This is a genomic window from Caballeronia hypogeia (assembly GCF_001544875.2).
Classification (GTDB): Bacteria; Pseudomonadota; Gammaproteobacteria; order Burkholderiales; family Burkholderiaceae; genus Caballeronia; species Caballeronia hypogeia.
The window spans coordinates 169,047-182,706 of sequence record NZ_FCOA02000010.1; the positions used below are offsets into that span (position 1 = coordinate 169,047).

15 protein-coding genes are annotated in these 13,660 nt (G+C 63.2%); 11 read left to right on the forward strand and 4 right to left on the reverse strand.

Annotated elements, in window-relative coordinates:
- Positions 1-37 precede the first annotated feature (37 nt).
- Genes cysT through AWB79_RS17325 form a run of 5 tightly spaced genes read left to right on the forward strand, consistent with a single transcriptional unit; the run spans position 38 to position 4,886 of the window.
- Complete coding sequence (gene cysT, locus AWB79_RS17305) at positions 38-922, forward strand: sulfate ABC transporter permease subunit CysT (protein WP_061168638.1); 885 nt, start codon at positions 38-40, stop codon at positions 920-922.
- Entirely contained in the window at positions 919-1,815 is an 897-nt protein-coding gene (gene cysW, locus AWB79_RS17310) for a sulfate ABC transporter permease subunit CysW (protein ID WP_061168639.1), read from the forward strand. The genes cysT and cysW overlap by 4 nt, the downstream gene beginning before the upstream one ends.
- Before the next feature lie 16 nt (positions 1,816-1,831).
- Entirely contained in the window at positions 1,832-2,890 is a 1,059-nt protein-coding gene (locus AWB79_RS17315) for a sulfate/molybdate ABC transporter ATP-binding protein (protein WP_061168640.1), read from the forward strand.
- A gap of 33 nt (positions 2,891-2,923) precedes the next feature.
- On the forward strand, positions 2,924-3,850 hold the full coding sequence (locus AWB79_RS17320; protein ID WP_061168641.1) for a CysB family HTH-type transcriptional regulator: 927 nt from the start codon (positions 2,924-2,926) through the stop codon (positions 3,848-3,850).
- Between the two features lie 43 nt (positions 3,851-3,893).
- Positions 3,894-4,886 (forward strand): asparaginase, encoded by a 993-nt coding sequence (locus tag AWB79_RS17325; RefSeq protein ID WP_074169389.1) that lies wholly within the window; start codon positions 3,894-3,896, stop codon positions 4,884-4,886.
- Positions 4,887-4,941: 55 nt separating this feature from the next.
- Here the strand turns inward: AWB79_RS17325 and lysM are convergent, their stop codons facing one another.
- From lysM to gcl, 4 genes are all read right to left on the reverse strand, one after another.
- Positions 4,942-5,436: a peptidoglycan-binding protein LysM gene (lysM, locus tag AWB79_RS17330; RefSeq protein WP_061168643.1), complete on the reverse strand. Its 495-nt coding sequence runs from the start codon at positions 5,434-5,436 to the stop codon at positions 4,942-4,944.
- A gap of 303 nt (positions 5,437-5,739) precedes the next feature.
- A complete protein-coding gene (locus AWB79_RS17335) occupies positions 5,740-6,645 on the reverse strand; it encodes a 2-hydroxy-3-oxopropionate reductase (RefSeq protein ID WP_061168644.1) in 906 nt (301 codons plus the stop codon).
- Positions 6,646-6,672: 27 nt separating this feature from the next.
- Entirely contained in the window at positions 6,673-7,473 is an 801-nt protein-coding gene (gene hyi / locus AWB79_RS17340) for a hydroxypyruvate isomerase (protein ID WP_061168645.1), read from the reverse strand.
- Positions 7,474-7,545: 72 nt separating this feature from the next.
- Positions 7,546-9,321, reverse strand: coding sequence for a glyoxylate carboligase (gcl, locus tag AWB79_RS17345; protein WP_061168646.1), 1,776 nt, complete (start codon positions 9,319-9,321; stop codon positions 7,546-7,548).
- 181 nt (positions 9,322-9,502) lie between these two features.
- On the opposite strand from gcl, the gene AWB79_RS17350 reads away from it, so the two are divergent.
- The 6 genes from AWB79_RS17350 (at position 9,503) to AWB79_RS17375 (ending at position 13,581) form a co-directional block, all read left to right on the forward strand.
- Positions 9,503-10,456 carry a LysR family transcriptional regulator gene (locus AWB79_RS17350; protein WP_061168647.1) on the forward strand — a complete coding sequence of 318 codons (954 nt, stop codon included), beginning with the start codon at positions 9,503-9,505 and terminating at the stop codon, positions 10,454-10,456.
- 139 nt (positions 10,457-10,595) lie between these two features.
- Entirely contained in the window at positions 10,596-10,967 is a 372-nt protein-coding gene (rpsF, locus tag AWB79_RS17355) for a 30S ribosomal protein S6 (RefSeq protein ID WP_061168648.1), read from the forward strand.
- A gap of 44 nt (positions 10,968-11,011) precedes the next feature.
- Positions 11,012-11,311, forward strand: a complete 300-nt coding sequence (priB, locus tag AWB79_RS17360) for a primosomal replication protein N (RefSeq protein ID WP_050452460.1) — start codon at positions 11,012-11,014, stop codon at positions 11,309-11,311.
- Positions 11,312-11,313: 2 nt separating this feature from the next.
- Complete coding sequence (rpsR, locus tag AWB79_RS17365) at positions 11,314-11,589, forward strand: 30S ribosomal protein S18 (RefSeq protein WP_007000150.1); 276 nt, start codon at positions 11,314-11,316, stop codon at positions 11,587-11,589.
- Between the two features lie 28 nt (positions 11,590-11,617).
- Positions 11,618-12,073, forward strand: coding sequence for a 50S ribosomal protein L9 (gene rplI / locus AWB79_RS17370; protein WP_061168649.1), 456 nt, complete (start codon positions 11,618-11,620; stop codon positions 12,071-12,073).
- A gap of 119 nt (positions 12,074-12,192) precedes the next feature.
- Positions 12,193-13,581: a replicative DNA helicase gene (locus AWB79_RS17375; RefSeq protein WP_061168650.1), complete on the forward strand. Its 1,389-nt coding sequence runs from the start codon at positions 12,193-12,195 to the stop codon at positions 13,579-13,581.
- Positions 13,582-13,660 lie beyond the last annotated feature (79 nt).

Sequence of the window (13,660 nt, forward strand, 5' to 3'; positions counted from 1 at the left end):
TGGTGAGCGCCTCCCCGGCGCAAAGGATGAATCAAGGATGACGACCCTCACATTCAAAAAGCCGAGCGCGTTGCCGGGCTTCGGCCTGACGCTCGGCATCACGGTGGCGTACCTGAGCCTCGTGGTGCTGATTCCGCTCGCGGCGACCTTCGCGAAAACCGCGACGCTCGACTGGGCGCAGTTCGTGCGCGCGGTGAGCTCGCCGCGCGTGCTCGCGTCTTACCGGCTCACGTTCGGCGCGGCGCTCGGCGGCGCGCTCATCAACGCGGTGTTCGGCTTTCTCGTCGCGTGGGTGCTGGTGCGCTACACGTTTCCCTTCAAGCGCATCGTCGATGCGATCGTCGATTTGCCGTTCGCGCTGCCGACCTCGGTCGCGGGCATCTCGCTCGCTGCGGTCTATGCGGGCAACGGCTGGATCGGTCAATATCTCGCGCCGCTCGGGATCAAGGTCGCGTTCACGCCGCTGGGCGTGCTCGTCGCGCTGACGTTCATCGGCTTGCCGTTCGTCGTGCGCACGGTGCAGCCGGTGCTCGAGGACTTCGAGCGCGAGCAGGAGGAAGCCGCCGCGTGCCTCGGGGCCACGCGCTGGCTCACGTTCCGCCGCGTCGTGCTGCCTTCGCTGTTGCCCGCGCTGCTCACCGGCTTCGCGCTCGCGTTCGCGCGTGCACTCGGCGAATACGGCTCGGTCATTTTCATCGCGGGCAATGTGCCGATGAAGTCGGAGATCACGTCGCTGCTCATCATCACGAAGCTCGAACAGTATGACTACGCAGGCGCGACGGCCCTCGCAGTGGTGATGCTGTGCGTGTCGTTCCTGATGCTGCTGCTGATCAACACGTTGCAATGGTTCCTGCAGCGGCGCACCAGCAAGACCGGTGCTGCGCCCGTCAATGTCGCGCTGGCCGCGGGAGAAACAGCATGAGCCGAGTTGTTCCGCTGCAAACGACGACGCATCGCGACGCGCACAGTCTCAATCCCGTCACCGAGCCGCGCGCCGTGCGCTGGCTTCTGACCGGCATCGCGCTCGCGTTTCTCGCGCTGTTTCTCGTGGTGCCGCTCGTCGCGGTGTTCGTGCAGGCGTTCGCGAAGGGCATCGACTACTATTTCGAGTCGCTGAAGGACCCGGACGCATGGTCGGCCATCAAGCTGACGCTTTTGACCGCCGTGATCGCCGTGCCGCTGAACGTGGTGTTCGGGCTGGCGGCCTCGTGGGCCATCGCGAAGTTCGAGTTTCGCGGCAAGGCGCTGTTGACGACGCTGATCGACCTGCCGTTCTCGGTGTCGCCGGTGATCTCCGGCCTGATCTACGTGCTGATGTTCGGCGCGCAGGGATGGTTCGGCCCGTGGCTCGCGGCGCACGACGTGCAGATCATCTTCGCGGTGCCGGGCATCGTGCTCGCGACGATCTTCGTGACCTTTCCGTTCGTCGCGCGCGAGCTGATTCCGCTGATGCAGGCGCAAGGCAACGACGAAGAGGAAGCGGCGCATGTGCTCGGCGCATCGGGCTGGCAGATTTTCCGTCGCGTGACCCTGCCGAACGTGAAGTGGGGTCTGCTCTACGGCGTGATCCTGTGCAACGCGCGCGCAATGGGCGAGTTCGGCGCGGTCTCCGTGGTCTCGGGCCACATTCGCGGCCAGACCGACACCATGCCGCTGCACGTCGAAATTCTCTACAACGAATACAACTTCTCGGCCGCGTTCGCGGTGGCGTCGCTGCTGGCGCTGCTCGCCCTCGTGACGCTTGCGCTGAAGCTCCTCGCGGAGCGGCGCATGACGCAAGCCGTCACCGAAGCCCGAACCACCGCACAGAATTGAAGAGGCCGACAACATCATGAGCATCATCGTTCGCAATCTGCAGAAGCGCTTCGGCGATTTCACCGCGCTCGACAACGTCACGCTCGACTTTCCGTCGGGCGAACTCGTCGCACTGCTCGGGCCTTCGGGCTGCGGCAAGACCACGCTCCTGCGCGTGATCGCGGGCCTCGAATTCGCCGATGCGGGCCAGGTCGTGCTGCACGGCGAGGACGTCGCGGCGGTCGGCGCGCGTGAACGTCAGGTCGGCTTCGTGTTCCAGCATTACGCGCTCTTCCGCCACATGACCGTGTTCGAGAACGTCGCGTTCGGGCTGCGCGTGAAGCCGCGCCGCGAGCGGCCTTCGGAATCGGTCATCCGCGAGAAGGTGCACGAGTTGCTGAAGCTCGTGCAGCTCGACTGGCTCGCGGAACGCTTTCCGTCGGAACTGTCGGGAGGACAGCGGCAGCGTATCGCGCTGGCTCGGGCGCTCGCCGTCGAGCCGAAGGTGCTGCTGCTCGACGAGCCGTTCGGCGCGCTCGACGCCAAGGTGCGCAAGGAACTGCGCAGCTGGCTGCGCCGCCTGCACGACGATCTGCATATCTCGACGCTGTTCGTCACGCACGATCAGGAAGAGGCGCTCGAAGTGGCGGATCGCATCGTCGTGATGAATCACGGGCGGGTGGAGCAGGTGGGCAGTCCGCAAGACGTGTACGATCATCCGCAGACGTCGTTCGTCTACGAATTCTTGGGTGCCGCGAACCGGCTGCAAGGCAATGTCGATGCCAGCGGCTTCGTCGCCGATGGCGCCACGAGCCCGATCGCCGCAGTAGCGCATTTCAGCGGCCGCGCGCTCGCCTATGTGCGCCCGCACGATCTAGCGCTGTATCCTGCGGACGGCGCGCATCGCGATGGCATCGTGGTCGGCGTGCGGCGCGTGGTGACGCTGGGCGGCTCGGTGCGCGTCGAGCTCGAAGGGCGCACGGGCGGCGTGATCGAGGCGGAACTGGATCGCGAGGCGTGGCGCGCGCTCAGGCTCGATATCGGCGACGGCGTGACGGCGGTGCCGCGCGCGCTGCGCGTGTTTCCAGCGCAATGAACTAGAAAAAAATAGCATCACGGAGAGGCTCACATGAATTTCCAGCAATTGCGCTTCGTGCGCGAGGCCGTGCGTCAGAACATGAACCTGACGGAGGTCGCCAACGTGCTCTACACGTCGCAGTCGGGCGTGTCGAAGCAGATCAAGGACCTCGAGGACGAACTCGGCGTCGATATCTTCATCCGGCGCGGCAAGCGCCTGACCGGTCTCACGGAGCCGGGCAAGGAAGTGCATCAGCTGATCGAGCGCATGCTGCTCGATGCCGAAAATCTGCGGCGCGTCGCGCGCCAGTTCGCGGATCAGGACAACGGGCATCTGGTGGTCGCGACCACGCACACGCAGGCGCGTTATGCGCTGCCCAAGGTCATCCGCCAGTTCACGGAGGTGTTTCCGAAAGTGCATCTCGCGCTGCGCCAGGGCAGCCCGCAACAGATCGCGCAGATGATCATCAACGGCGAGGCGGATATCGGCATTTCGACCGAAGCGCTCGACCGCTATCCGGATATCGTCACGTTCCCGTGCTATTCGTGGCATCACACGGTCGTGGTGCCGAAGGATCATCCGCTCGTGGGAATTGAAAACATCACGCTGGAGCAGATCGCCGAATATCCGATCGTCACTTACGACAACGACTTCACCGGCCGCTCGCACGTCGATCAGGCGTTCGCGAGCGCGGGTGCGATGCCCGATATCGTGCTCACGGCGATCGATGCCGACGTCATCAAGACGTATGTCGAGCTGGGCATGGGTATCGGCATCGTCGCGGCGATGGCGTATGACGCGAAGCGCGACAGCGAGCTCGTCGCGCTCGATACGCAGCATCTGTTCGAAGCGAGCACGACGCGCGTCGGCCTGAGGAAGGGCGCCTTCCTGCGCGCGTATGCATACCGGCTGATCGAGATGTTCGCGCCGCAACTCGACGAGACGCAGATCGCCGCCCAGCTTCGCGAAGCCGCCTGAGCGCGTGTCTTGAAAACATGCCGGCTGATTTACAATCGCCGGCATGAACACATCCTCTCTACCTCGAATCGCCGTGCTCGCGACCGGCGGCACCATTGCCGGACAGGCGGGCGACGCCTCGAAGACGGCGGGCTACAAGGCGGGCGTCGTCGGCGTCGACAAATTGCTCGATGCCGTGCCCGCGCTCGCATCGGTCGCGCGCATTCAGGCGGAGCAGATCGCGAGCATCGACAGCAAGGACATGAGCGCCGCGCTGTGGACGACGCTCTCCCGCCGCATCGACGCATTGCTCGCTCAGGACGATATCGATGGCGTCGTCATCACGCACGGCACCGATACGCTCGAGGAAACCGCCTATCTGCTGCATCTCACGGTGAAGAGCACGAAGCCCGTCGTACTGACGGCGGCGATGCGCCCGTCGACCGCGCTTTCCGCTGACGGCCCGTTGAACCTGCTCAATGCCGTGACCGTCGCGGGGTCCGCGAGCGCCAAAGGGCAGGGCGTGCTCGTCGCGTTCAACAACCAGATACATAGTGCGCGTGATGTCACCAAAACGAGCACCTACGCCGTCGATGCCTTCCGCTCGCCCGAAACCGGCGTGCTCGGCTTCGTGCAGGACGGACGTGTGGAATTTCAGCGGGGCGTCGTGCGGCCGCATACCGCCGCGAGCGAATTCGCGGTCGTCGATCAATGGCCGACGGTCGAGATCGTCACGAGCCACGCGGATGCATCGCGCGTCATGGTCGAGGCGCTCGTCGCGGCGGGCGTGCGCGGTATCGTCGTCGCCGGCACCGGCAACGGCTCGATGCACGCGACGCTCACGCAGGCGCTCGCCGATGCGGTGAAGCAGGGGGTGGCCGTGGTGCGCGCGTCGCGCGTGGGATCGGGGCATGTGATGCGCAACGGCGCGGCATCGGACGATGCGCTCGGCACGGTCAGCGCGGGCACGCTCAATCCGTACAAGGCGCGGGTGCTGCTGATGCTCGCGCTCGCTTCGGGCGCGCAAGACCTGCAACGCATCTTCGATACGTATTGAAAAGCAAAAACGCGAACCGGGGTTCGCGTTTTCTTCATTCAGGCCACTGAAACGATCAGGCCGCCGGCGGAATGCGCAGCACCTGTCCCGGATAAATCTTGTCCGGGCTCTTCAGCATCGGCTTGTTCGCTTCGAAGATCAGATCGTTCTTCGCGCCGCTGCCGTAATACTTTTCCGCGATCTTCCACAGATTGTCACCCGACACGACGGTGTAGTACTGCGATTCCGGTTCGGTGTTCGGCACGGTCAGTTGGTCGTCCACCTTGTCGACGTGCTGCACGTTGCCCGCTGCGACGAGAATCTTCTCCTTGGTTGCCTGATCCGGCGCCTGGCCGGATACGGTCACCGTGTGCGATGCACCGTCATACTTCACGTCGAGATTGTCCGCGTTGAGGCCCTGCGAACGGATGTAGGTTGCGATAGCTTCGCCCGCTTTCTGGTTCAGCGCGGCGACATCGACGGGCGCGGCAGCCGGCGCCGCCTGTGCGCTCGGCGTGGCTGCGCCAAAAAGTTTTTCGCCTGCTTCCTTGATAAAGCTGAGGATTCCCATCGTTCGACTCCTGGATTAACGGTGGTTGTACTGCGGCGCGAAGTGTAGGCAGATTAGTCGCGCCCGCTACCAGATAGTTCTGAGTTTCGACAAAGGGATTTTTAGCACTGCGCGAGCGGCAGCGATAGAACACATCCTGCAACAATCCGACGCGGACACCCGACGATAAACCGTCTGACCGACCAAGGCTTACCCGGCGCATCGCCAGGTGCCGCTTCTCGGACCCCACTTGCCGCCCTCAGCCCAGAGCGGCATTTGTCCCGCGTGCCCATACGCGGGACGCCCCACGGTTCAGGTGTCGACTTACGCGGCCTTGGCTTGCGCCGGCTCGTCGGCCACCTGGAAGTTGGACATGATTTCGAGCGCACGCACGAGCGCCGAGTGATCCCACGCCTTGCCGCCGTTCGCCGCGCACACGCTGAACAACTGCTGCGCGCTTGCGGTGTGGGGGAGGGCGAGGCCCATCTTGCGCGCGCCGTCGAGCGCAAGGTTCAGATCCTTTTGATGCAGTTCGATACGGAAGCCCGGATTGAACGTGCGCTTGGTCATGCGCTCGCCGTGCACTTCGAGAATGCGCGACGAAGCGAAGCCGCCCATCAGCGCTTTACGCACGCGCTCCGGATCGGCGCCCGAGCGTGCCGCGAACAGCAGCGCTTCGGCAACAGCCTCGATGTTCAGCGCGACGATGATCTGGTTCGCGACCTTCGTGGTCTGACCCGCGCCGTTGTCGCCGATCAGCGAGATGTTCTTGCCCATCAATTCGAAAAGCGGCTTGGCGATCTCGAACGACTTCTCCGGGCCGCCGACCATGATCGTGAGCGTCGCTTCGCGCGCGCCGACTTCGCCGCCCGAGACCGGCGCGTCGAGATAATCGCAGCCGAGCGCGTTGATCTTCTTCGCGAACTCCTGCGTCTCCAGCGGCGCGATCGAGCTCATGTCGATCACGAGCTTGCCCTTCGAGAGACCCTTGGCGACGCCGTCATCGGCGAACAGCACATTGGCGACATCGGGCGTGTCAGGCACCATCGTGATGACGATTTCGCTCGCCTGTGCGACTGCGGTCGAATCCGCGACGACTTGCGTCTGCGCGCGGATATCGTCCGGCACCGGAAACTTGCCGTTCACGACGAGCTTGTGGCCGCCCTTGATGAGATTGCGCGCCATGTGCGCGCCCATGATGCCGAGGCCGATGAAACCGATGGTTGCCATACTTCTAGCTCCTCCTGTGTGTCTGGTTTAAGCGGTTGCGCGTTGCTTCACGCCGCCGATGCTTTGCAGCCAGCCGAGGCCGGCGTCCGTGCCGTTCAGCGGCTTGTACTCGCAGCCGATCCATCCCTGATAGCCGATCTCGTCGAGCAGCTTGAACAGGAACGCGTAATTGATTTCGCCCGTGCCCGGCTCGTTGCGGCCCGGGTTGTCGGCGAGCTGGATATGCGCGATCTGCGGCAGATTCTTTTTGATCGTCGCGGCGAGTTCGCCTTCCATGCGCTGCATGTGATAGATGTCGTACTGCAGGAACAGGTTGTCCGAGCCGACCGCCTTGATCACATCCAGACCTTCCTTCGAGCGGTTCAGCGCGAAACCCGGAATGTCATACGAGTTGCACGGCTCGACCAGCAAGCGGATGTTTTCCTTCTTCAGCGCTTCCGCTGCGAAGCGCAGGTTCTCGATGATCGTCGCGCGCGCCTGATCCGCCGAGACACCCGCCGTCGGAATGCCGACGAGGCAGTTCAGTTGCGGCACGTTCAACGCCTTCGCATATTCGATCGCGCGCGGCACGCCTTCGCGGAACTCCGCGACGCGATCCGGCAGGCAGGCAATGCCGCGCTCGCCGGCTTCCCAGTTGCCGGCGGGCAGGTTGTGCAGCACGATCTGCAGATCGTTTTCCTTCAGGCGCTTCTGGATGTCGCTGATCGAGAACGCGTAAGGGAACAGGAACTCGACCGCCTTGAAACCCGCGTTCGCCGCAGCCGCGAAGCGGTCGAGGAACGGGACTTCGTTGAACAGCATGGTCAAATTCGCGGCAAATTTCGGCATTGTGCTTTCCTGATGGTCGGTCAGTGAATGGGTGCCGCGCGCCCGTTTCGAACGAACGCGCGGCGGCGATGCTTAGTCCAGCGGCGTGACGGCGGTCGGTGCGTCGGCCTTCGACTCGGCGAGCTCTTCGAACTCGTTGATTGCGTCGATTTCCGTGCCCATCGCGATGTTGGTCACGCGCTCGAGAATCATCTCGACGACAACCGGAACCTGATGTTCCGCGGCCAGCGCCTGTGCCTGCTTCAGCGCCGGGGCGATGTCTTCCGGCTTGTGCACGCGCAGCGCCTTGCAGCCGAGACCTTCGGCCACCGCGACGTGATCCACGCCGTAGCCTTCGAGTTCAGGCGCGTTGATGTTGTCGAACGCGAGCTGCACGCAGTAGTCCATGTCGAAGCCGCGCTGCGCCTGACGGATCAGGCCGAGATACGAGTTGTTGACCACCACATGCACGTACGGCAGCTTGAATTGCGCGCCGACCGCGAGTTCTTCGATCATGAACTGGAAGTCGTAGTCGCCCGACAGCGCGACGATCTTGCGTTGCGGATCGGCCGCACGCACGCCGAGCGCGGCGGGAATCGTCCAGCCGAGCGGGCCGGCCTGACCGCAGTTGATCCAGTTGCGCGCCTTGAACACGTGCAGGAACTGCGCGCCGGCGATCTGCGACAGACCGATCGTCGTCACGAAGCAGGTGTCGCGATCGAACGCGAGGTTCATTTCTTCGTAGACGCGCTGCGGCTTCATCGGCACGTTGTCGAAGTGCGTCTTGCGCAGCATCGTGCGCTTGCGCTGCTGACAGTCGGCAACCCATGCGCCACGGTCCTTGAGCTTGCCGGCGGCCTTCCATTCCTTCGCCACTTCGACGAACAGTTCGAGCGCGGCCTTCGCATCCGACACGATGCCGAGGTCCGGTCCGAACACGCGGCCGATCTGCGTCGGCTCGATATCCACGTGCACGAACTTACGGCCCTTCGTATAAACCTCGACGCTGCCCGTATGGCGATTCGCCCAGCGGTTGCCGATGCCGAGCACGAAGTCGGAGGCGAGCATCGTCGCGTTGCCGTAGCGGTGCGACGTCTGCAGACCGACCATGCCGGCCATCAGCGGGTGATCGTCGGGGATTGCGCCCCAGGACATGAGCGTCGGAATGACGGGCACGCCGAGCGTTTCCGCGAATTCAACGAGCAGGTCTTCCGCCGCCGCGTTGAGCACGCCGCCGCCGGAGACGATCAACGGCTTTTCGGCGTCGTTGAGCATCGCGAGCGCCTTTTCGATCTGCGCGCGCGTCGCTTTCGGCTTGTAGACCGGCAGCGGCTCGTAGGTGTCGATGTCGAATTCGATTTCGGCCATCTGCACGTCGATCGGCAGGTCGACCAGCACCGGACCCGGGCGGCCCGAGCGCATCAGGTGGAACGCCTGCTGGAACACGCGCGGCACCAGCGCCGGCTCGCGCACGGTGACGGCCCACTTGGTGACGGGCTTGGCGATCGATTCGATATCGACGGCCTGGAAATCTTCCTTGTACAAACGCGCGCGCGGCGCCTGGCCGGTAATCGCGAGAATGGGAATGGAGTCGGCCTGAGCCGAGTAGAGGCCGGTGATCATGTCCGTGCCCGCCGGGCCCGACGTGCCGATGCACACGCCGATGTTGCCCGGGGCCGCGCGGGTATAACCTTCGGCCATGTGCGATGCGCCTTCGACGTGGCGCGCCAGCACGTGGCTGATGCCGCCCGACTTCTTCATCGCGGAATAGAACGGGTTGATCGCGGCACCCGGCACGCCGAACGCGGTGTCGATACCTTCTTTTTCCAGCACGAGCACGGCTGCGTCAACGGCTCTCATCTTGGGCATGGTTGTCTCCTTCCTGGGGTCTCAATCCGAAATCGCTGTCTGCATTCAAGCAGGGTTCCGTTGCACTTTATGCCCGTGAAAAAGGTTTGATAAGATCAGCCGGAGTCGCTTTTTCCCAAACAAAAAGTATCGAATAACGGAGCGACGGGGCTTACGGCCACGCCCGATCAAGGAGACAGAGATGGATCGATTCAAACAGATAGAAACCTTCGTGCGTGTGGCCGAGGCGGGCAGCCTTGCCGCGGCGGCGCTGGAGGAGGGCGTGTCGCCGGTGATCCTCGGCCGGCGCATCGACGCGCTCGAAAAGCGCCTCGGCGTGAAGCTGATGTACCGCTCGACGCGCCGGCTCGTCGTCAGCGAAGAAGGCGCGGCGTTCCTCGACCGCTGCAAGAACCTGCTCGCCGACTGGGATCAGGCCGAAAACGAGCTGACGGCGGGGCGTCGCGCGGTGGGCGGGCATCTGATCGTATCGGCGCCGGCCGCGTTCGGGCGCATGCACGTGGCGCCGCACGCGCCGCCGTTCGTGCGCGACAAGCCCGAACTGCAGATGTCGTTCAATCTGACGGATCGCGTAGTCGATCTGGTGCGCGAGGGCTACGACCTGTCGATTCGCATCGGCGGGGCGGTCGATCCGAACTTCGTCGCGGTGAAGCTGGCGAGCAACCGGCGCGTGGTATGCGGCACGCCGGAGTACTTCAGGAAGCACGGGCGCCCGAAAACGCTCGAAGACCTGCCGAACCACAATTGCCTCGCCTTCAACCTGCAAGGCGGTCAGAACCGCGGCTGGTATTTTCGGCGCAACGGCAAGGTCGTCACGGTGCGCGTGTCCGGCAGTCTCGATTGCAACGACGGCGAACTGCTGCACCGCTGGGCATCGGAAGGGCTTGGGCTCGGCTGGCGCTCGACCTGGGAAATCCAGCGGCAACTCGAATCGGGCGAACTGGAAACCGTGCTCGACGAGTTCGAATTGCCCGATTACGACATCCTCGCGGTCTACCCGCAGCAGCGCTACGTGCCGGCGAGAGTGCGCTACTTCATTGATTATCTTAAGGAAATCTATACGCAGCCGGGTTACTGGAGCCGCCCGCTGACGCTGCCGGGCGAGCCGCAGCCGGAGCAAGCGCACGCGCGCTAACTGCTTGAAATTTCAGCCGAAGTCATTCGGAAATCACCGATTCGGCTTGCCCGTGGTGGTAAATCGCGTTATAGTCGTGGGCTTCTCACTTGCCGCACCGGTCCGACGCCCGGGTGGCTTATATCCACAAGGAGTGAATATGCGTCATTACGAAATCGTCTTCATCGTGCATCCCGATCAAAGCGAGCAAGTGCCCGCAATGATCGAGCGCTACAAGAGCACGATCACGTCGCACGGTGGCCAGGTCCACCGCATCGAAGACTGGGGCCGTCGCCAGCTGGCCTACATGATCGAGAAACTCGCGAAGGCTCACTACGTCTGCATGAACATCGAATGCGATCAAGCTACGCTCGAAGAGCTGGAGCACGCGTTCAAGTTCAACGACGCCGTTCTGCGTCACCTCATCGTCAAGATGAAGAAGGCCGAAACCGGCCCGTCGCCGATGATGAAGGAAGTGCAGCGCGAAGAAGCCAAGAAGGCGGCCAGCCAGCCGTCCGAAGCGCAGGCTTAAGGACAGTTAAATACTGTCAAGCCATCAGGGAACGAACACATTAAGTGAACCGGCTGCAACTGACAGCAAGCGTCGTGGAACGCGAACCGGTGCGGTACACCCCCGCCGGCATCCCGATCGCAAGCTGCACGTTGCAACACGCAGCGGAAGTCGTCGAAGCGGGCATCGTCCGCAAGATCGAGCTGACACTGCAGGCTGTCGCGGCCGGCGAAGCGAGCGGCAAGCTGGAAAGCTGCCCGATGGGCGTGGAAACACGCTTCACCGGCTTTCTGGCGAAGAAAAGCCGTAACGCGCGAACCCTGGTGTTTCACATCACAGAATTGCAGGACATTGGAAAGGACTAATCATGCCCCGCCCGACTGGTAAGAAATTCGACAAGCGTCGTCAGCAACAAAACCCGCTCTTCAAGCGCAAGAAGTTCTGCCGTTTCACGGCAGCCGGCGTCGAGTACATCGACTACAAGGACACGGAAACGCTGAAGGACTTCATCGGCGAAAACGGCAAGATCACGCCGGCTCGTCTGACTGGCACGAAGGCGCACTATCAGCGCCAGCTCGACACGGCAATCAAGCGCGCGCGTTTCCTCGCGCTCCTGCCGTACACCGACCTGCACAAGGCCTAATCAGACGACGCAATAAGGAAAGCCAAAAATGCAAATCATTCTTTTGGAAAAGGTCGTCAATCTGGGCAACCTGGGCGACATCGTCAAGGTCAAGGACGGCTACGCACGTAACTTCCTGATCCCCGGCAAGAAGGCTCGCCGTGCAACGAAGGACGCAATCGCCGAATTCGAAGTCCGCCGCGCGGACCTCGAAAAGGTCGCCGCTGAAAAGCTGGCAGCCGCACAGGCACAAGGCGAAAAGCTGAGCGGCTTCACGGTTCAGATCGGCCAGAAGGCTGGCGTCGACGGCCGTCTGTTCGGTTCGGTCACGAACGCGGACATCGCTGAAGCGCTGAAGAAGCAAGGCTTCGCCGAAGTGGAAAAGGCGCAAGTGCGTCTGCCGCAAGGCCCGATCAAGATGGTCGGCGACCATCCGGTTCAAGTGGCGCTGCACACGGACGTGCTGGTCGACGTCACGGTGTCGGTGCTCGGCGAGCACGCGTAAGCGTGTAGCGGGGCCTCGCGCCTCGCGTCGCTGTACAAAAAGCGGGAGTCTCAACGACTCCCGCTTTTTTTCGTCTGAACGTAGTAGCGCACGCCGTATTTCATCGATAATTCCACCCCATGAACGCTCCGTCCAAAGACCCGCAACTCGACGCGCTGAAGGTCCCGCCGCATTCGATCGAAGCCGAGCAATCCGTGATCGGCGGCCTGCTGCTGGACAACGCCGCATGGGACCGTATCGCCGATGTCATGGCGCAAAGCGATTTTTATCGCTATGACCATCGCATTATTTACGAGCACATTGGCAAGCTGATCGCGGCGACCCGTCCCGCCGACGTCATCACCGTCTACGAAGCGCTGAACATGGCCGGAAAGGCCGAGGAAGTGGGCGGTCTTGCGTATCTCAACGCGCTGGCGCAGAACACGCCTAGCGCCGCGAATATTCGCCGCTATGCGGAAATCGTGCGCGATCGCGCGGTGTTGCGCCGCCTCGTATCGGTCGCGGATGAAATTTCCGCCGACGCCTTCAATCCGCAGGGCAAGGAAGTCCGCCAGATTCTGGACGAGGCGGAATCGCGCGTGTTCTCGATCGCCGAGGACGGCGCGCGCGGCACGCAGGGTTTCCTTGAAATCGGACCGCTGCTCACGCAGGTCGTGGAGCGCATCGACACGCTGTATCACACCGCCAATCCGAGCGATGTCACCGGCACGCCGACCGGCTTCGTCGATCTCGACCGCATGACCTCAGGCATGCACGGCGGCGAGCTGATCATCGTGGCGGGGCGGCCGTCGATGGGTAAGACCGCGTTTTCGATGAACATCGGCGAATACGTGGCGGTGGAGTACGGTTTGCCGGTCGCGGTGTTCTCGATGGAAATGCCCGGCACGCAGCTCACGATGCGTATGCTCGGTTCGGTCGGCCGGCTCGACCAGCACCGCATGCGTACCGGCCGCCTGACCGACGAAGACTGGCCGAAGCTCACGCACGCGGTGCAGAAAATGAGCGAGGCGCAGCTTTTCATCGACGAAACCGGTGGTCTCAATCCGATGGAACTGCGCTCGCGCGCGCGGCGACTGTCGCGGCAGTGCGGCAAGTTGGGCCTGATCATCGTCGACTATCTGCAGCTGATGTCGGGTTCGGGCGGCGGCGAAAACCGCGCGACCGAAATCTCCGAAATCTCGCGCTCGCTGAAGAGCCTTGCCAAGGAACTCGACGTGCCGGTAATAGCGCTGTCGCAGTTGAACCGCGGTCTCGAGCAGCGGCCGAACAAGCGTCCGATCATGTCGGACCTGCGCGAATCGGGCGCAATCGAACAGGACGCGGACGTGATCCTGTTCATCTACCGCGACGAAGTCTACAACCCGGACAGCCCGGACAAGGGCACCGCCGAAATCATCATCGGCAAGCAGCGTAACGGTCCGATCGGACCGGTGCGTCTGACGTTCCATGGTCAATATACGAAGTTTGACAACTTCGCCGGCGTACAGAGCTTCTACGGCAGCGAGTAAAGCCGAGAGCGCCCGCGCGGCACGCCGCCTGCTGTCACGCGCTTGCCACATCCGACGATACGCCGCGCCGCGCGCGGTG